Source organism: Segatella maculosa OT 289 (assembly GCF_000243015.1).
In the GTDB taxonomy this organism is placed as follows: Bacteria; Bacteroidota; Bacteroidia; order Bacteroidales; family Bacteroidaceae; genus Prevotella; species Prevotella maculosa.
On the sequence record NZ_JH594501.1, the window covers coordinates 202,956 to 221,474 of the forward strand.

General features: G+C 50.0%; 12 protein-coding genes. 3 read left to right on the forward strand and 9 right to left on the reverse strand.

The annotated features are described in order from the left end of the window. Positions 1-395: 395 nt before the first annotated feature. Positions 396-755 carry a hypothetical protein gene (locus HMPREF9944_RS03065; RefSeq protein ID WP_044113277.1) on the reverse strand — a complete coding sequence of 120 codons (360 nt, stop codon included), beginning with the start codon at positions 753-755 and terminating at the stop codon, positions 396-398. Between the two features lie 76 nt (positions 756-831). On the opposite strand from HMPREF9944_RS03065, the gene HMPREF9944_RS03070 reads away from it, so the two are divergent. After that, positions 832-4,866, forward strand: coding sequence for a hybrid sensor histidine kinase/response regulator transcription factor (locus HMPREF9944_RS03070; RefSeq protein WP_008564383.1), 4,035 nt, complete (start codon positions 832-834; stop codon positions 4,864-4,866). A gap of 355 nt (positions 4,867-5,221) precedes the next feature. Here the strand turns inward: HMPREF9944_RS03070 and HMPREF9944_RS03075 are convergent, their stop codons facing one another. The 8 genes from HMPREF9944_RS03075 to HMPREF9944_RS03110 form a co-directional block, all read right to left on the reverse strand. After that, on the reverse strand, positions 5,222-5,782 hold the full coding sequence (locus HMPREF9944_RS03075; RefSeq protein ID WP_008564384.1) for a hypothetical protein: 561 nt from the start codon (positions 5,780-5,782) through the stop codon (positions 5,222-5,224). A gap of 4 nt (positions 5,783-5,786) precedes the next feature. Continuing rightward, a complete protein-coding gene (gene argH / locus HMPREF9944_RS03080; RefSeq protein ID WP_008564385.1) occupies positions 5,787-7,124 on the reverse strand; it encodes an argininosuccinate lyase in 1,338 nt (445 codons plus the stop codon). 205 nt (positions 7,125-7,329) lie between these two features. Further along, complete coding sequence (locus HMPREF9944_RS03085; RefSeq protein ID WP_008564386.1) at positions 7,330-7,740, reverse strand: hypothetical protein; 411 nt, start codon at positions 7,738-7,740, stop codon at positions 7,330-7,332. A gap of 163 nt (positions 7,741-7,903) precedes the next feature. Continuing rightward, positions 7,904-8,542 (reverse strand): orotate phosphoribosyltransferase, encoded by a 639-nt coding sequence (pyrE, locus tag HMPREF9944_RS03090; RefSeq protein WP_008564387.1) that lies wholly within the window; start codon positions 8,540-8,542, stop codon positions 7,904-7,906. 106 nt (positions 8,543-8,648) lie between these two features. Continuing rightward, a complete protein-coding gene (locus HMPREF9944_RS03095; RefSeq protein WP_008564388.1) occupies positions 8,649-9,179 on the reverse strand; it encodes a hypothetical protein in 531 nt (176 codons plus the stop codon). Between the two features lie 29 nt (positions 9,180-9,208). Then, positions 9,209-10,294 (reverse strand): Gfo/Idh/MocA family oxidoreductase, encoded by a 1,086-nt coding sequence (locus HMPREF9944_RS03100; RefSeq protein WP_008564389.1) that lies wholly within the window; start codon positions 10,292-10,294, stop codon positions 9,209-9,211. 5 nt (positions 10,295-10,299) lie between these two features. Then, on the reverse strand, positions 10,300-11,367 hold the full coding sequence (locus tag HMPREF9944_RS03105; protein ID WP_008564390.1) for a radical SAM protein: 1,068 nt from the start codon (positions 11,365-11,367) through the stop codon (positions 10,300-10,302). Positions 11,368-11,458: 91 nt separating this feature from the next. Beyond that, a complete protein-coding gene (locus HMPREF9944_RS03110) occupies positions 11,459-13,126 on the reverse strand; it encodes a sigma-70 family RNA polymerase sigma factor (RefSeq protein ID WP_008564391.1) in 1,668 nt (555 codons plus the stop codon). A 392-nt stretch (positions 13,127-13,518) separates the two neighbouring features. Here HMPREF9944_RS03110 and HMPREF9944_RS03115 point away from each other — a divergent pair, with 392 nt between their 5' ends. Then, the gene (locus tag HMPREF9944_RS03115) at positions 13,519-15,780 is read left to right on the forward strand and encodes a thiol protease/hemagglutinin PrtT (RefSeq protein WP_008564392.1); all 2,262 of its coding nucleotides are present in this window, start codon (positions 13,519-13,521) and stop codon (positions 15,778-15,780) included. 836 nt (positions 15,781-16,616) lie between these two features. Next, positions 16,617-18,434, forward strand: a complete 1,818-nt coding sequence (gene argS, locus HMPREF9944_RS03120) for an arginine--tRNA ligase (RefSeq protein WP_008564393.1) — start codon at positions 16,617-16,619, stop codon at positions 18,432-18,434. The last annotated feature ends 85 nt before the right edge of the window (positions 18,435-18,519 follow it).

The following is an 18,519-nucleotide window of genomic DNA, read 5'->3' on the forward strand; positions in this document are numbered from 1 at the left end:
TGTCAACAGTTCATCTTATCATTTTGCTAATCATAAAGTTCAAAGTTCAAAGTTCAATATTCAAAGTCAAGGTCCCTGCATGTATTCGAACGGTTTGCAATCTCAGCCATATTGCGTGGTAATCTCAGCCATTTTAGCGTGTAATATGGCTGACATTCAATAGTAAAATGGCTGAGATTGAAACGCAGGATATAAGTTGTTGATTTCCAATGTCAAAGACCTTGAATTTTTATTCTCCTAACCACAAACGGTATATTGATGAAAATCGTAGAATACCCAAGAATATTTTATAAATCAATAGGACTTATTTCCTTTTATATTATTCTCTGGTGTTTTTTATATACCGCTTGCGGTTAGGCGATAAAAAACCTTTCATTGGGAATTAGGAAAACCTTTCATTGGAAGAAAACGCAACGCCCTTGGCGTTGATCTCTTGCTCGTTGCTCGGTGACAGGGTTGACGTGCAACGTCAACCCTGCCCTATAAACAACGAAACCGCGATGCGTTTTGCTATATACGTATTGGGAATGCAGAACATAAAGAGAGGATAAACAACGAAATTCCGGTGGGGTTTGCTCCTCAAAACGCTCTTGTTCGCCCTTATGGTTTGTCAAGTAAGTCAAAAAAACAACAGGCAAGTAGTTCTCATCAGCGCATGTTGGTCTTTGCCTCCCTTGTCTTTCGTCAAAAACCAACAGCAAGTATCTCTCATTGACATTCCTTTGCCCCCTTTCCTGCCCCATCTTTTCCATCATAACCCCACTTTTAGTCCTCCTTTTTGCCTGCAGTTACGAAAAAAAGCGTAATTTTGTGACAACCAGTTTCAATACAATGAAAAAATACTTGCTGTGTTTTCTCTTGTCATGTTCACTCGTTTCGGGGGCCCGACCCACGCTCCGGAGCGACATGTTCCGCTGCTATCAGCTCTCTTCCGACCGCGGATTGAGCAGCGACAGAGTGTTTTCGCTGTGCCGTGATAGCTGGGGACGCATGTGGATAGCCACCAAATCGGGTGTCGATTGCTACGATGGAACGCGCATACGTAACTACCGCTTGTTCGGAACCGGGGTGATTGAAGACGACATGGGCCATAAGATCAGGCTCTGTAAACCGGCAGAAAGCGGCGTGACGGCCTATACCAATGCCGGGAAAATCTTCCGTTTCGACCCCTATGCCGACCGTTTTCGCCTGCTGGCCGACTTGGGAAAGCAGCTGCGGCGGCCCATCTATCTCTACAGTCTGACCGTGGACGGGACACAGGCTTACGCTTGTACGTCGGAAGGTGTCTATAAAATCAGTGCCGGTTGGAAGCATATCAGCCGCATACATCATGCAAAAACCGCCGATATTGCCCTTGATTCTGCCTTCATCTACATGGCCACGGACGAGGGATTGTACCGTTTGCCCAAGACAGGAAAGCGTGGCGGAGGGTGGATTTTCAGCGGCGTCAACGTGCAAACGGTCTTTCTCGACCGACAGACGGGGCTGCTCTGGGCCGGCACAAAGCATCAAGGTGTGTTGCTTTATGACCGCCGGAAAGGGCGACGCATTGCTGCATTGAGTCTCGAAAACCTGCCCGATAAGACCTGTAGAAGCATATCGGGCTATGACAAACAAACGTTGTTGCTCGGCATAGACGGCGAAGGTGTCTATGCGGCACGGCGAAACGGCACCGCTGCATGGAAGCTGTTGAGCACGGAAGGCAGTGCCGACACGCGCCTGATGTCGAATGATATCTACGATGTGCTGGGCGATGGCAACGGAAATATATGGATTGGGAAATACACAGAGGGCGTAACGGTGTGCAATCTCCTGCGGGCACACTATCAAACCGTGCAGCATGAGTCGGGCAACGGGCAGAGTCTCGTCAACAACCACGTGAATGCCGTGCTCGAAGATGGGCGGGGCGACCTTTGGTTTGCTACCGACGACGGTATCAGTATCCGTTCCGTTGCAGGCACATGGCGGCATCTTTATCCCGGGAAGGTGTTCCTGACGCTGTGCAGGGGAGCCCAAAATGACGTGTGGGCCGGCAGCTATGGCTTCGGATTATGGCAGATAGACGGCGGTGGAAACCTGTTGACAAGGCTCACAACTGCCAACTCCCGGCTCACCACGAACAGGATATACGCTGTTTATAGAGACCGTTTGGACAACCTATGGATAGGCGGTCACAAGGGCGACTTGGTCAGATTGTCGTCCGATAGAGCCGTACGTAGCTATCCGGTAGACTTCGTTCACCACATCACGGAGGCGGATAAGCACACCTTGGCCTTTGCCACTGCCAATGGTTTCTACACGATTGACATGCAAGGAAACGGACTTCAAAGGCACTTCGACTATCCCAAACGCTACGGAGTGAGGAGCAATAGCTACATCAACTTCATCTTTCCGATGGGCAAAAGCCTGTGGTTGGCCACGGATGGTGGAGGACTTGTGTGCCTGAACCTGCAGACGAAGCATGCCAAAGTCTATACAACGGCCGACGGACTGCCCTCGAACGACGTCTACACTGTGGCCGTTGACAAGCGAAACAGGGTGTGGGTGAGCACCGATCACGGCCTTGCCTACATGCCATACGGCAGGAATGCCGCCACAAAGTTCGCCTCGTTGAGCACGCTCAATGAGCAGGTGGCCAACTATAAGCCTGCCGCTTTTGCGCAATTAGCCGACGGTAGGTTCCTCTACGGAAGCAACAACGGGGCCATTGCCTTCAATCCTGTCGACTTCGGTAACTATCATTACCGCGCACCCTTGCGGATTTACGGGTTCAGCGTGACCCATCCTTCGGGTAAGAACGACCGCCGACGTGACGCAGAAGTGAACCGAATGCTCCTCAGGGACAGGGATATCCGATTGGCATACGATGAAAACATTTTTACGATATCATTCACCTCGGTTTCCTTTCAATACCAAAATGACATGCTTTATACCTACCGTATGGAGCATTTCGACCGCAACTGGTCTCCTCCTTCGCGTGCAACCGACGTGCGATATACCAACCTTCCGCCCGGAAACTACGTCTTCCACGTGCGCAGCATCAGCCGGAATACCGGCAAACAGATAGGTGAAGCGCGGCTGATGATACACATTTCGCGCCCTTGGTGGACTACGCTTTGGGCATGGCTGGCCTATCTTCTGTTCGCTTCATTGGTCTTCTACAGCCTTTGGCGCAACTATATGGGACGGCTCGAAAGGGAGAATTTCAAGAACAAACTGCAGTTCTTCGTCAACACCGCCCATGACATACGAACGCCGGTGACGCTGATTATCAACCCGCTAAGGGACTTGTACAAACGCCAAAGCCTTGCCCTTGAAGACCAAAAGCTGCTGTCTTTGGCCCTAAACAGCGCACGGGACCTTCATCATTTCACCACCGAACTGCTCGATTTTCAGAAGATGGACCTCCATACATCGGGAAGAAAGCAGATGAAAGTGGCCCTCTGCGACCTGAAATCCTGCCTGAAAGAGATTGCAGGAAGCTGTGCCTCGCTGTTCGAAGAAAAGGAAATACGCGTGCGATTGATGGTTCCTGAAGAGGAAGTTTGGGTGTGGATGAACCGCGAAAAGATAAACCATGTATTATATAATGTGGTGGTCAATGCCGTAAAATACAACCGTCGCGGTGGAAAAATCATCATCAGGCTTTCCAAAAGCAAGCATCAGGCCGTCATTGCCGTGCGCGATACGGGCATAGGCATACCACAACGGTCGCAGAAAAAGCTCTTTTCGCTGTTCTATAGGGCCGACAACGTGGCCGAAACGGGCCAAAGCGGCAATGGAATAGGACTGGCCTTTGCCCGCGAAATCATGCGAATGCACAAGGGAGACATCACATTTAGCAGTACAGAAGGGAAAGGAACGACTTTCTTTATCGTCTTTCCAAGGAAGAACAAGCACCGGGAGTCGCTTCGATTGTTGCCGCCACTGACCGCCGAAACGGCTGCCCTCCCCCCTCAAAAAGATGAAGACCACGGTCCCGAAGCGGCCTTTTCCGTGCATCAACCGGCTACAATTGAAGGCGAGTGCGACCATGAAAGCAACCCGAACCGGAAGCGGTTGATGATCATTGAGGATAATGATGCGCTGCGTTTCTACCTGCATCGTATCTTCGAAGCTGACTATCAGGTCATTGACATGCCCGAAGGAGACAGCGCCCTCGCTTATTTGGAACAGCACATGGTTGATTTTATCATCAGTGATGTGATGATGCCAGGGATACAAGGCGACATATTGTGTCGCAAAATCAAGACTTCTGTGGCGACATCGCATATCCCTGTCGTCCTGCTTACGGCCAAAGTGGGGCGCGAAGACGCCATGAAAGGACTCGACAGTGGGGCCGATGACTACATTCCGAAGCCGTTTGACTCGGAAATGCTTAAAGCCAAAGTGCGCAACAGAATGAACAGTCAGCGGCAACTGCGCGAACATATCGTGCAGCAGTACCGATTGGAGCATGGAACGGCTACCGCCTCGCGGACTGAAAACGTGGGAAGCTACCCCGAACTGAACGAAATCGACCGTCAATTCCTTGACCGTTGCATGGCATACGTCACGGAAAACATGCACGAAACCGACTTCAACATCACCTCCCTTTGTCGGGAAATCGCCGTGAGCCGCACCGTGTTGTATGAGAAACTCAAGGCCCTGACCGGGAAATCACCCGGAGACTTCATCACGATTCTGCGCATGCAAAAGGCCGCCGAACTGCTGCAAAGGGGCGAAACGATACAAGATGTGGCCGTAAAAATAGGACTTTCAGATGCCAACTACTTCAGTACGGCTTTCAAAAAGCATTACGGTGTGCCGCCAAGTAAATACAAGAAGGAGCCGACGACGGCGGATGGTACGTACAAAACACCATAGATAGGTTCAAATCCACTTGGGTATTCGCATGCGTTTCAGCTGACGGTAGACGCGTAAACAGGTAAACAAGTTAATTGTTTACACGCATGTAGGGACGCACGGTCTGTGCGTCCGCTCTAACAATCGTGCATTTGTGTTTGATTCTCCTTGCGCGGACGCACGGACCGTGCGTCCCTACATGCCTCAAAGCATGCAAATCATTTTTTAACATAGCAAATCCCAAAGTTCAATATTCAAACTTCAATGTTCAAAGTCAAAGTCCCTACATGCTTATTCCGGGCATAATGGATTGCTAATGGGTGAATATCGTGGGTCGAAATGAAGGGAAAGGTAGGGAACGACAGGTATTTTGGCATCAATTCACGGTCAGTGTTCCATACGGTCCCGTGGTTTGTGCACGGTAACGCGTGAGCGGTTTGCCCCGTTCCCCGCTGATAACGAGTCCTCCGGCATTAAGGTTATAGCGGCGTTTGCACACGTTACAGTCGGCAATGCCGCCCGAAGCGAGTTGTAAGGGCTTGCTTTTAAGTGGGAAAACATCGGGGTTGAAGCAGTTGGGACACTCCAAATCGTAGGCATAAAAGGTTGGCGGATCGTTCAGATTGCCATAACCAACAATGAGACCATTGTTGATTCCGAGCACCCGGGTGCGCTGTTTGTCGCGGTCGTTGAGGAGCGTTTCCTTGGTTTGCCCGTTGCTGTTGGTGAACACATAACAGAGAATGCCGCCCGTGTTCTGCAATCTTACCGTGCAAAACATACCGCTATGGGGCGTCATTGCCTCAGCCAAGCGGGGATTTTGGTGGACATTGTTCTCGAACATGAAATAAGGTCGGAAGTTGCTGTATTCGTTTTGAACGTCACCGCAACCGGTCAGCCACAGGAAAGCAGCCAAGAGAGAAATCCATTTCTTCATTTTTTTATTCCAACAGCTTTCGTTCGGCTTCGGTCATACGCTCAAAATGGAAGCCTTTCAGGGTTTCGTTCATCAGTTGTTCTATCCGGTCGTTGCAGAGATTGCCGATACTTCCCTCGTGAGTATGGCGGACATGACGGTCGGCTTTGAAGGTTCCGGTCTCGATTTCCAGCCCCACTTGCTTATAAGCATCGCGGAACGGCGTGCCCGAAGCAGCCCTTCGGTTGACCTCTTCGACCGAGAAAATCGGGTCGTACATCGGGTTCTCCAAGATGTTTTCGTTCACTTCCATTCGGTTAATGATGTAGGCTGTCATCTGCAGGCAGTCTTTCAGTTCGTCGAAAGCAGGCAGAAAGACCTCTTTGATGACCTGAAGGTCGCGAAAATAGCCTGTGGGAAGGTTGTTCATCATCAGCATAATCTGTTGCGGAAGCGCCTGAATCTTGTTGCTTTTTGCCCGAATAAGCTCGAAGACATCGGGGTTCTTCTTGTGCGGCATGATGCTACTTCCGGTGGTACATTCCTTGGGAAGTCTGACAAAACCGAAGTTCTGACAGTTGAACAGACAGGCATCAAAGGCCAGTTTTGACAGCGTTCCGGCCAGGGAAGCCATGGCAAAGGCCACATTGCGCTCCGTTTTTCCGCGCCCCATTTGGGCATATACCACGTTATAGTTCATGGAATCGAAGCCCAATAGTTGGGTAGTCATCGTGCGGTCAAGTGGGAACGATGAGCCATATCCGGCCGCCGAGCCCAGCGGGTTACGGTTGGTGAGCCGGTAGGCTGCTTGCAAGAAGAGCATATCATCGGTCAGACTCTCGGCATAGGCACCGAACCAAAGGCCGAAACTGCTGGGCATGGCAATCTGAAGATGCGTATAACCGGGCATCAACACGGTTTGATAGCGGTTGCTTTTCACTATCAATTCGTCGAAAAGCAGTTTTACTTGGTCTACGATTTCCTTGAGTTCGTGGCGCGTAAAAAGCTTCAAATCGACGAGCACTTGGTCGTTTCGGCTGCGTCCCGAATGAATTTTCTTGCCCATGTCGCCCAACTTGCGGGTGAGCATCAGCTCCACTTGCGAATGAACGTCCTCCACTCCGTCTTCAATCTCAAATGTTCCGGCCTCGCAAAGGGCGTAGATGCGTTTGAGTTCGGCCAAGAGTGGCGTCAGTTCTCGCTGCTCCAAGAGTCCGATATGGGCGAGCATGGTGATGTGGGCCATTGATCCAAGCACATCGTATTTGGCAAGATAGCGGTCCATCTCGCGGTCGTTACCCACCGTGAACCGCTCGATTTCACGGTTCACCTCAAAGTTTTTTTCCCAAAGTTTGTTAGACATAAGCGGAACCTCTGCACAACTGCCTACCTCTAAACCCCATATAGGGTCCCCTAAATACCCACCCCGACCCTCCCGAAGGGAGGGAGTACGTATTAGCGTAAGCTATTTTGGTCTTTATTATTTTTGATATTTCAAGTAAATTCTTCCCCAATAGACCTTCGCAAACAACCACTCCCTCCCTTCGGGAGGGCTGGGGTGGGTGTCCTCATTCATACTTTATCGCCTGCAATGCATCGGCAATCTTCTCAATTCCTTCTTTTAAGGGTTTCGAAACCATGCCTTTGATAAAGGGATTGAGGTCGGCCTTGATGGTGAGTTTCATCTTACTGCGTTGCTCATCCATGGGAAGAATCCGTATCCAGAAGTTGAATGGGAGCGGACTTTCGGCCGTTTCGAACTTGATGCACTTGGGTTCTTCGCGCTCAATGATGTGCAGTTTCACGGCACCCATGGGCGTTGTGATGGCAATGGAGTCGGTATCGAACGTCAGTCCGTTGAGTTTGTCTGCGGGCAGGCGGTCTTTTACCCTGTCGATATTGCTCAAATCGCTCAGCAAGTTGTATACGCTTTGCTGCGAATAGTCTATTTGTCGGATTGTACTTTCAAATGTTGTCATGAGATATAATGTGGACTATGGAGTGTTGAATGAGGATTGTTGTTAATGAGAAATGTTGAACGTGAAGTGAGAAATGAGGTGTGTAGCGTTGCATTCATACACAAATCTGAAGCTTTCATTCCTCATTTTACATAAAAATCATTACACATTCAATCAATAACATTCAAAACTCTTTTTTCCAATTAGCCGGGTCTTTGCGCCACTCGTGCAGCACATCAATGTCGCTTTCGGCGATATAGCCCGTGGACAGAGCCTCGGCAACCACGTGTTCGTAGTCGGTGAGCGTGACAAGTTTCACGTCGGCTTTCTTGAAAGCGGCCTCGGCAACGGGGAAGCCATAGGTATAGCTGGCCACCATACCGATGACCTCACAGGCATTCCGGCGGATAGCGTCTACCGCTTTCAGGCTGCTTCCACCGGTAGAAACCAAGTCTTCCACGACAACCACTTTCATGTTGGGCTTCAATTCGCCCTCTATGAGGTTCTCCAAGCCGTGGTCTTTCGGTTTGGAACGGACATAAACGAAAGGCAAATTCAGTGCATCGGCTACCAACGCGCCCTGTGCAATGGCCCCAGTGGCCACACCTGCGATGGCTTCCACGTCGGGAAAGTGCTCCAATATCTTGTGTACCAGCTCCAACTTCACGTAGTTGCGCAGCACGGGATAAGACAATGTCTTGCGATTGTCGCAATAGAACGGTGAACTCCAGCCCGATGCCCATGTAAAAGGATTGTTTGGCTGCAGCTTGATGGCTTTCACCTTCAGCAACTTTGATGCAAATTCTTTCTTTAGTTTGTCCATTATAGTCCGGTTTTTGGTGATAACTCGTTGCAAAGTTAGTTTATTTTATGTCACATTGCAAATTTTATGCGCTAATTTTATAACCGGACATTCTCGCAAATTGGCTTTATTTCTCCCGCAACATCATTTCGGGATAGAGCTTCACGCTCGTTTTCTTGCCCGCAAAAAGGTTGACTTCGCCCTTGTATGCAAGGTCGTTTTCATCGTATTTCATGTCGGATTGTGCATAATACACGTACAAATCGTAGTTTCCGGGGGCCGTTATATTCATCTTGAAATCCACATTATATTTGCAAATGCAGTCAAGTGGCGCCTCGACAGGGTTGTTATACACGAGCAGAATCAGTCGATTGGCTTGATTGACGCAGTTCACATAAATCTTTTTTACACCGCAGTTGCCCTTTACATCTTCAAGTCTACACCGGGCAACACCGTCTTTTCCCAACTCCATATTCAGTGTGGTGGGTTGTTCATACTGTGCAGCAAAGAAGTCGGGCCGCGTTTCTGTCTTCGATAAAGCCGTTTTGCAAGGCGTATTCGACATGTCGTAAACCTTAAAAGCTTCAAGAACAATGTTCTCAGATGAGCATGCCGACAAGCCGATAAGACCTATCAGACCAATAAAAATCTTTTTCATCATGATGGATTTATTAAGTTATCAATGTATTATATAAACGTAAATCTCTTTCTTTCCTTGCCTGTATATGCTCTTATTTCTGCCATTAACGCATAAACAAGCCTGATACTTTCAAGGCCGAACGCATTGTTTGCTTCGCTTCGACCTTCAACACTGTCGGCAAAAGTCTCGATTTCGGAGAGGAATCCTTGCGAAACGAGCTGATTGTTGCTTATGGTGGGCACGAAACCGTTACGACCGTAGAGGCTGACAACAGGCGTATTGCGTCGGAAGACTTTCTCCATCGGAACGCCGAACACCGAAGATGAACAGGGAATGAAATTGAGTTGCTCCATTCGGTCCAGCACATAGTGGCCTTTATTCGTATTGATGCTTAGTCGCTCTTGGGCATGTTGCCATGAATAAGCCGTAGAAAGCTCAAGCATTCCCGTTACCCCTCGGTGTTCTAAGATAAGGAACAAGGTCTGTCCGCCACCTTTGCAAGCTATCGTTTCGGCTGATTTCACCTTGGCTTGGCCAAAAAGGAATGTGACATAATCAAGCGGATGGATAAACAATTCGAGTAGGGCATCGCCCTCAGGATAGTGTCCGGTCAAGTAGCGGTAATGATAATGGTGTGTGTATTCACTTTTCAACCGCTTCAAAAGGATTTGTGTAGCGGGTGCAAACCGCCTTTGAAAACCCACGACGACAGCCGCCGGGCCATACAGTTTGGCGCTATCCGTCAACGCATTCAGTTCGTTTTCGGTCTCACAAGGTGGTTTTTCGATGAATAAAGCCTTGCCGGTTTTGATGACTTCGCTTGCAATTTGGAAATGAAACTGTGGTCGGGTGGCCACGAAAACACCTGCAATGGATTTGTCATTCAATAGGTCTTGCAGAGAGGTCGTACCCTTGATGCCGCCGTATTTCCTTGAAATCAGCGCGGCTTTGCGCTCCGATGTGCAGCAAACATACTTCAACGGCAATTGAAGATACTGTATGGCGGGTAGCAGATTGGCCGTGCAATGACTGCCGAAGCCCACGAGTGCATATTCACAGGCATAGACTTTGTCGAGTTCACGCATGCTACGCAAGTGCTTGTATCGGCCGACGAGTTTGTCTAAATATCCCATATTCGTTATGTTGTTAAGTGTTTGAAATGCTTTTTGTAGGTCGTTTTGTCGTCCGTTGTCCATTGGTATGGGCCGTAAAACCATGCTATCATGCGCTTGGGGAGCACACTTTCCAAGTTTCTCAGCAGGATAATGTCGAACTTCCGATGGTAGTTTATCCAACAACGGTTGCACTCCTTGGAATGCCGGCATTGGATATTACAACTCGTTCGCGCGTTGAATATCTCGTCAAGTGACTGCTTGTGAATGTTTCCCAAGGCCACATTGAGGTTCTGACATAGCGGGACATCACCGTTAGAATGAATCACCAATTCGTTAAAAATGCTGTGACAACGAAGCTTCAGTCGGCCGTTTTTCCACTCATCATACAAGGCAACGAAGTCGAAGTTCTCGTTGGTTTGGTGTATAGATGGCGGTATTTGTCGGATAAAATCGGTGTTATTGGCTTCCAATAAGCCTTTTGTTGTGTCGAAGAACGACATGGTGCTGTAGATACCGATACGTACATCAACCCCTTGTTTCTTTGCAATATCAATCACATATGCCATATCTTCGAACGTATTCCACGGCGAAAGGCAGAACATCAACGACACAGGAACACTGTCTTTGCAGGCTTTTAGCACCTTAATCACCTTGTCGTAGCCATCGCACCCACGCATGTTTTGATAAGTGTTTCGGTTACCGTCGAGCGACAGATAGAGGTGTTTGGGCCGGTGATTCCTCACGGCAGAAATCACTTTCTCGGCCGCAAGACCATTCGACAGCAGTGTATATTCGGGGTGATGCACATCGAACCAGCTCAGAATCTCGTCGGCTTCGGGGTGCAAGATGAACTCTCCACCCTCCAAACCCACCACGGTGTGCTTCGTGATACACTTGCTATTCATGATTGCAATGATATCTTTCAGGCGCAGATGTTCTGTCGGTTTCTTCCAAATGGAGCAGTGCTTGCAGCGCGATTGACAGCTTGTCGTGGCGTAAATCATTAACGAAGTGAGCTTTTTGTGCCGTTTGCGCAATATATTGTTTGCAAAAACGATTCCATTATGAATATAGTCGTAAAAAGTGTACATCTTTCTCTTTCGGTTCTTCTATGATAAAGAGTCGGAATCTGGAGAAAGACTGCGTCCGATTTATGACTTTTTCCTTGCTAATCCTTGCCGTCTACCACGTAAATCGCAGGCCGAAGGGCACGGAAATCATCAGCGGGTGCTCCGTGCGATAGGTCTCGAGGCCACTACCATTACCGAAATAGTAGAACAGGTTGGGCTCGAAATAGAAGCTGAATGGGCGGAATAGCTTGTATTGCACGCCGACACCGAGGTTCAACGACCACTGACAACGGGCGTTGATGTTGCCTTTGAGCGTGTAGGAAGAGTCGGCCGTGACGACATATTTCTTTTGGATTGAACTGTAGACCGGCATCTCGAAGGTCACACCGCCCGTCGTATAGGCGTAGAAACGCCCCTTGCTCCACAGGCGATAAGTGAGCCTTAGCGGTATGCCCACATAGCTTATCCTTTGCGTTTTCAGGAGGGTTGCACGGTGGAACTCGCTCTCGAAGTCGGATTTCAGCCGCGTGTAGGTCAGTCCCGTACCGAAAGTCCAGTGCGAATTCAGCTGTTTGCTGACCGAAAGGGCGAGGGTCCTCGGACGATGATGGTGTGCCTTTTCGCCCAAAGTACTGCCGTTAAAAGCATTGTTCTGTGCGATCCATCTCAGTTTTGCCCGCTCCACGGAGTCCATTAGTGCATTGTTGCGAATCAGATAGTCCTCATAATCGGCCCAAGAATGGAGCTTTGCCGTGGCACCGCCATTGGCATAGTCCACCACGGAGAGGTAGTTCAGTCGAGCAGCAGCCCCGTTTGCGTCGGCATTCGACGCATATCCGAGATTGAACGTCCATGGATAGTGTCGCCGAGAGCCGATGTCGGGGGCCGTATTTCCGTGCAATGCCATCATCTTGTCTTTGAAACGCGGTGCAAGACGGAGTAGTGAGTCTGCCGATCCGAGGTCTTTCGGCATGCTTTTCGGCAGAGAATCCGTGCGGAAGGCTATGTGCATGCTGTCCCTTTCGGGGCAGATGTCTGTGGTTTTGCTGGTCGTCTTTACCGCTATATGGCGCAGGTTGGCGTCAGTATAGGCGGGAGTGACGTATCGGGGCGGCTCCGTGCTCGGCTTTGATGGACCGGATGTTGGCTTCGGATGTGCTTTACCGAGACTTCTCCGTGCCGGTTTTTCCTCCGAAATCCCGCCGTTTCGCTCTCTTGTCACAAAATAAACATACAACGGAATGAGCACGGGCAGCAAGAACAGCTTCCAATAAGCGCTCAATAATGTGCGCAACAGCTTCTTAGCACGGGCCAACTGCGACGACGAACTGTGCGGGTTGATGCCGAGAAGTTGCCCGATCTCTTGATGAGAAAGACCCTCCAACACCGAGAGTTTGAATACTTCCCGACTTCCATTCGGCAGCTTTTCGATGGCCGAAAGCAAGGTGTCAAGTTCTATTTCTTGTGATTCTTCGCCATTATCTTCCTGCTTTTCGATGGCAGCTTGCGAAAGGGAAACGATGTCTTTGTCGGCATTTTGAAGATATTTCAAGCAGAGGTTCTTCACGATGGCGGTCATCCAGCCCTCCAATTTCGCCTCGTCTTTCAGGTCGGGCAGGGCCGTAAAGATGATGATAAAGGCGTCGTGCAGAGCGTCTTCGGCTACATGTTCGTCTTTCATATAGTGCCGACAAACGGCAAGAAGCCTGTCGGCATAAGTCGTATAGAGTTCTCCGAGGGCCTGTTTGTCCCCGTTTTTGCAAGCATCAATCCGTATCATGCGATTTTCAACAAGAAATATCCATTTGGAATAAGAGTCGGGTTGTGTGGAAAGACTGCACGGTTTAACGTTTTTTTGTATGGGGACATCAAATCATTATAGCTGTTACAAAGCTAAATAAAAAAGCGGAAAGGCGAGCAAAAGACGTGGGAAAAACAGCCGATTGCACAGGCTTTCGTGATAATACTTGCTGAAATCATTGCCGGAATGAACTATTTTCCCTACCTTTGCCGGCGATTATCATCATTTGAACATGTTTTTTAACCGGTGATAGTTGATTGTAAGGATACGAAAAATGACTCCCTTGAACGGCTCGCAGGCCCGATACACACCGTTAGACAGGCTGCGAACGAGGGAAAAACAAACAATATTGAACTAAAACATTCAGGACAATGCAACAAAAGAACCCAACAAACAACAGCTTCATGAAGCCTTCACGCCTCGCATGCGTGCTTTCGGCCCTCTTGTTTTCAATCTTTTTGCCGGTGCATGCCAAGCAGGTTTCAGTGAAACAAGCTTTCGATATCGCGCGAAAATACATCACTCCCGACCGCCGAAAGGCCGTTGTGCCGCATACACGAGGCGGGAACGGTGCAGAAGCGTCGCCCTTTTATGTCTTCAACGACGTGCATGGTAAAGGCTATGTTGTCGTTTCCGGAGACGATGCCATGGGCGAATTGCTTGCCTATAGCGACGGGGGAACGTTGGATACGCTCAATGCTAACCCCGGTGTGAAGCTCTTGTTGCAGGCCTATCGCGAGCGTTTTGTACAGCTGCAACAGCAACCCGAAGCCGCACAACCGGCCATACGAACGCGTTCCGCACAGCAAACAGTAGCTCCGTTGCTGACGACCAAGTGGAATCAAATCTATCCTTACAACAAAATCGTAGGCTATCCATACACCGGTTGCGTGGCTACAGCGATGGCACAAATCATGTTTTACCACAAATGGCCGGTGCAAGGACGTGGCGAAGTCACTTATACCGTGGTGTCGGACGATGAAGAGAAGCACGTTGACTTCACCAAATCACACTACGATTGGGCTCACATGAAGAACGTCTATGACTATCATCACCCCTCAACCAACGTCGAAAAAGACGCCGTGGCACTGCTGATGAACGACGCCGGCATGGCCACCAAGACGCAATATAACCTGGGTTCGAGCGGAGCTTATAATGAAGCAGCCGAGCACGCCCTGCAAGTGAACTTCGATTATACGACAGCTTTCGTGAGAAGGGCTGATGAAGGAACGGCAGGATTTACTGAAGTCGTGCGCCAAGAACTGCTCAAAGGCTATCCGGTCTACCTTGCCGGGTCGTATAGTGTGGGCTCTTCGGGCCATGCATGGGTGACCGACGGCGTGGACGAGCGTGGATTGTTCCACATGAACTTTGGTTGGGGCGGTCAAAGTGACGGCTATTTCTCGCTGACGGCAGCCGATGTGTCGCAGAGCGGCAGTGAGTTCGGCGGCCGTCCGCTTACTTTCAAAGTCGGACTGATAGCCATTCTCGCCCATCCCAACAGATCGGGAGAGAAACCGATAGACCCTTCGCTGCTGGCAGACAGTCCGAAGCTGAAGTTTACGCCAGAAGGAGCCCTCAATTTGCCCACCGGTCATGCCAAAACCTTTAGCGTTCAGAACATGCCGGCCGTGGAAATGGTTTACTTTATCAATAAAGGTAAAGGGTTCAAAGGCGACGTCGGCGTCGGAATCTACGACATGGAAGGCAAGTTGATCACCCCTTGTCCGTCCGACGACCATGCAAACGGCGGGTTCACGCAGCGCGTATTCGGCACCTATGACAATGGTGTGATGCAGCGCGACAACGTGATTGTCACCCCACAGCAGATAAAAATCGACCTCACCGAGGCCATCAAACAAGGCAACGGCTACTATCAGCTGCTCCCCATCTGCGTTCCTAAGAAAGAAGATGGTAGCTGGGGCGAGTGGACCCGCATGAAACTGGCACCCCGAATGGTGATTGAGATTAACAACGGCACGGTGCGCGTGGCCGAAGAAGACTATATTGATGCCGGTTTCCAGCTTGCCGAGCAACCTTCAGTGGCGCGCATTAAGCCCGGAACCGAAGAAAAAGTGAACTTCTACGTCAGAAACAAGGGCGGATTGGAGCGTACTTGCTATGCCAAACTCCAGTTGCTCAATGCCGACGGCACTGTGGCAATGGAAGTCCGCCGCGAACAAAAGACCGATTTCACGGGCTTTGACGCCACGTTGTTGCCCTTCACGGTCAGCATTCCGGCCACGTTTACCGAAGGAAAATACACCGTTAAGCTCGTATTGATAGAGGACAATGCCAGCGGAATCGACGACCCTGCGGCCAATCACTATGCCGTGGGCAAGGTTTATGACAAGGACGACACCTTCATCGACATATCGAAGCTGACCACCGCCATCGAAAACGCGGCCGTTTCAGGCTTCAAGCTGACCACCGACGGTAATATGGTCACCCTGCAAGGCAACCGTTTGCAATGGGCTAAGCTCTTCGACCTCAACGGAAGGCTGATGAAGCACGTCGATGCAGCCGCACCTGCACGCCTCGCTCTCCCGATTTCCGACCTTGCACCGGGCGTTTATCTCATTCAGGTTGCCGACAACGGACGTGTTCTTACCCGCCGTTTCGTGAAGCCGTAACGACATTGCATCGTCACATGCCCCATGTGGCAAACCGTTTAAACGTATGAACGGACGCACAACTCGTGCGTCCATTCACGTTTTAGTTGACAGTTGACGCGTAAACGGGTAGACAAGTTGATTGTTTATGCGCATGTAGGGACGCACGGCCCGTGTGTCCGCTCTAACGGCCTGTTTATAGCCCGATTACTGCCCGCTTGTCAACCTGTTTACTCCGCTCACTTGTCCACTTACTTTGCTTGGGCGGACGCACGAGCCGTGCGTCCCTACAATCTCCTCGCAGCCATTCTGCAATCCGATTTCAGCCATATTGCACGCTAATCTCAGTCATTTTAGCGTGCAATATGGCTGAGATTGCATGGTAATATGACTGAAATTGAAAAGCAAGGCATAAGTCGTTGATTATCAAAAGGGTTGAAACCGAGAATTGTTTGGACAACTGTAGGGACGCACGGCCTGTGCGTCCACTGCCGTTTCAGTTGACAAGCAAACGAGTAAGCCGGGAAACAAGTTGATTGTTACACTGCGTGTAGGGACGAACGGTCTGTGCGTCCGCTCCAACGGCTTGTTTATAGCCCGATTACTGCCCGCTTGTCAATCTGTTTACTCCGTTCACTTGTTCACTTACTCTGCTTGGGCGGACGCATGAGCCGTGCGTCCCTACATCTCCATCGTAGCCATTTCGCCATGCAATCCCGCCTCTATTGCGCGATAACATGATTGATGTCATTTTCTTATTCCACTCCCGTAAAACACCTAAAACGTTTTATTTATTTTGCAATCTCTCCTTTTTGTTGTATTTTTGCAACTGAATTCAAACGATTATAATTACCGGTATGAACATTGAAAACGCGATATGCAACGCTGTCATCGGCGTGGTGAAGGAGCTTTACGGGCAGGAAGTGCCTGCCAAGATGGTGCAACTGCAAAAGACACGCAGCGGTTTTGAGGGCAACCTGACACTGGTTGTCTTCCCGTTCCTGAAGATTTCGAAGAAGAATCCCGAGCAGACGGCGCAGGAAATCGGCGAGGCTTTGGTGGCGAAATGCACGGCTGTGGCCACCTTCAACGTGGTGAAAGGCTTCTTGAACCTTGTGGTTGCCAAGGAAGCTTGGGTCGGGTTACTCAATGATATCAATGCCGAAGCGAGGTTCGGCGAGCGGAAAGCGACCGACAATTCGCCCTTGGTGATGGTCGAATACAGCTCGCCCAACACCAATAAACCACTGCATTTAGGCCACGTGCGCAACAATCTTCTGGGCTGGTCGCTGGCAAAAATCATGGAAGCCAACGGCAATAAGGTGGTCAAAACGAACATCGTTAACGACCGAGGTATTCATATTTGCAAGTCGATGTTGGCGTGGTTGAAGTGGGGAAACGGTGTAACACCCGAACAAGCCGGCAAGAAAGGCGACCACTTGATAGGTGATTTCTACGTGGCATTCGACCGTCATTACAAGGCCGAATGCGACGAATTGAAGGCCCGTTACATGCAGGAAGGCCTCTCGGAAGACGCTGCCATGGAGAAAGCAAAGGCCGAAGCACCCCTCATCAAAGAGGCCCGGGAGATGCTGGTGAAGTGGGAACAGGGCGACAAAGCGGTGCGTGCGCTTTGGGAAAAGATGAATAACTGGGTCTATGCCGGCTTCGATGAGACCTATAAGGCCTTGGGTGTGGGTTTCGATAAGATTTATTATGAGTCGGAAACCTACCTCGAAGGCAAGAAAAAAGTGGAGGAAGGACTCGCCAAGGGCCTCTTCTTTCGCAAGGAGGATAATAGCGTTTGGGCCGATTTGACAGCCGACGGGCTCGACCAAAAGCTGTTGCTTCGAAGCGATGGTACGTCAGTTTACATGACACAAGACATCGGAACGGCCGACATGCGCTTTAAGGATTTCCCGATAGACAAGATGATTTATGTCGTAGGAAACGAGCAAAACTATCACTTCCAAGTGCTTTCAATCTTGCTTGATCGGCTTGGTTTCAAGTGGGGCAAGGAGCTTGTGCACTTCTCCTACGGTATGGTTGAACTGCCGAACGGCAAGATGAAGAGCCGTGAAGGAACGGTTGTAGATGCCGACGAACTGATTGCTGCGATGACAGACGACGCCCGTAAGACCAGTGATGAGCTGGGAAAGTTCAAGGATATGACCGAGGAAGAGAAGCAAAACGTGGCGCGCATCGTGGGAATGGGGGCGCTGAAGTACTTCATTCTCAAGGTAGATGCCCGTAAGAACATGCTCTTCAACCCCGAAGAAAGCATCGATTTCAACGGCAATACGGGTCCTTTCATTCAATATACCTACGCGCGTATCCGTTCCATTCTGCGTAAGGCTGAGGCCGAAAACATCGCACTTCCCACGGCATTAAGCCCCGAAATGCCGCTCAACGAAAAGGAAATCGAACTCATTCAGAAGCTCAATGAGTTCGCAACAGTCGTTGAACAGGCCGGTAAGGACTACAGTCCGAGCGGCATTGCCAACTACTGTTACGAGCTGACCAAGGACTTCAACCAGTTCTATCACGACTATAGTATCCTCAATACCGACGCTGAAAACGAGCGAATCACACGTCTTGTGCTGGCCCAGAACGTGGCGAAAGTGATTAAAAACGGCATGGAATTGCTGGGAATAGAGGTGCCGGAGCGGATGTAGGGAGCCTCCCTGAGCACCAACCGAACCCAAGAAGAAAAGCCTCCCCCGGCCCCTCCGAAAGGAGGGGAGGCCAAAATTGAAAGGG

Excerpts from the sequence above, each read along its gene's own strand:
- HMPREF9944_RS03065 (WP_044113277.1), bottom strand. The coding sequence starts at position 755 with ATGATGGAAAAGATGGGGCAGGAAAGGGGGCAAAGGAATGTCAATGAG.
- HMPREF9944_RS03070 (WP_008564383.1), top strand. The coding sequence starts at position 832 with ATGAAAAAATACTTGCTGTGTTTTCTCTTGTCATGTTCACTCGTTTCG.
- pyrE (WP_008564387.1), bottom strand. The coding sequence starts at position 8,542 with ATGGACAAACTAAAGAAAGAATTTGCATCAAAGTTGCTGAAGGTGAAA.
- HMPREF9944_RS03075 (WP_008564384.1), bottom strand. The coding sequence starts at position 5,782 with ATGAAGAAATGGATTTCTCTCTTGGCTGCTTTCCTGTGGCTGACCGGT.
- HMPREF9944_RS03110 (WP_008564391.1), bottom strand. The coding sequence starts at position 13,126 with ATGATACGGATTGATGCTTGCAAAAACGGGGACAAACAGGCCCTCGGA.
- HMPREF9944_RS03115 (WP_008564392.1), top strand. The coding sequence starts at position 13,519 with ATGCAACAAAAGAACCCAACAAACAACAGCTTCATGAAGCCTTCACGC.
- argH (WP_008564385.1), bottom strand. The coding sequence starts at position 7,124 with ATGTCTAACAAACTTTGGGAAAAAAACTTTGAGGTGAACCGTGAAATC.
- HMPREF9944_RS03105 (WP_008564390.1), bottom strand. The coding sequence starts at position 11,367 with ATGTACACTTTTTACGACTATATTCATAATGGAATCGTTTTTGCAAAC.
- argS (WP_008564393.1), top strand. The coding sequence starts at position 16,617 with ATGAACATTGAAAACGCGATATGCAACGCTGTCATCGGCGTGGTGAAG.
- HMPREF9944_RS03100 (WP_008564389.1), bottom strand. The coding sequence starts at position 10,294 with ATGGGATATTTAGACAAACTCGTCGGCCGATACAAGCACTTGCGTAGC.
- HMPREF9944_RS03085 (WP_008564386.1), bottom strand. The coding sequence starts at position 7,740 with ATGACAACATTTGAAAGTACAATCCGACAAATAGACTATTCGCAGCAA.
- HMPREF9944_RS03095 (WP_008564388.1), bottom strand. The coding sequence starts at position 9,179 with ATGAAAAAGATTTTTATTGGTCTGATAGGTCTTATCGGCTTGTCGGCA.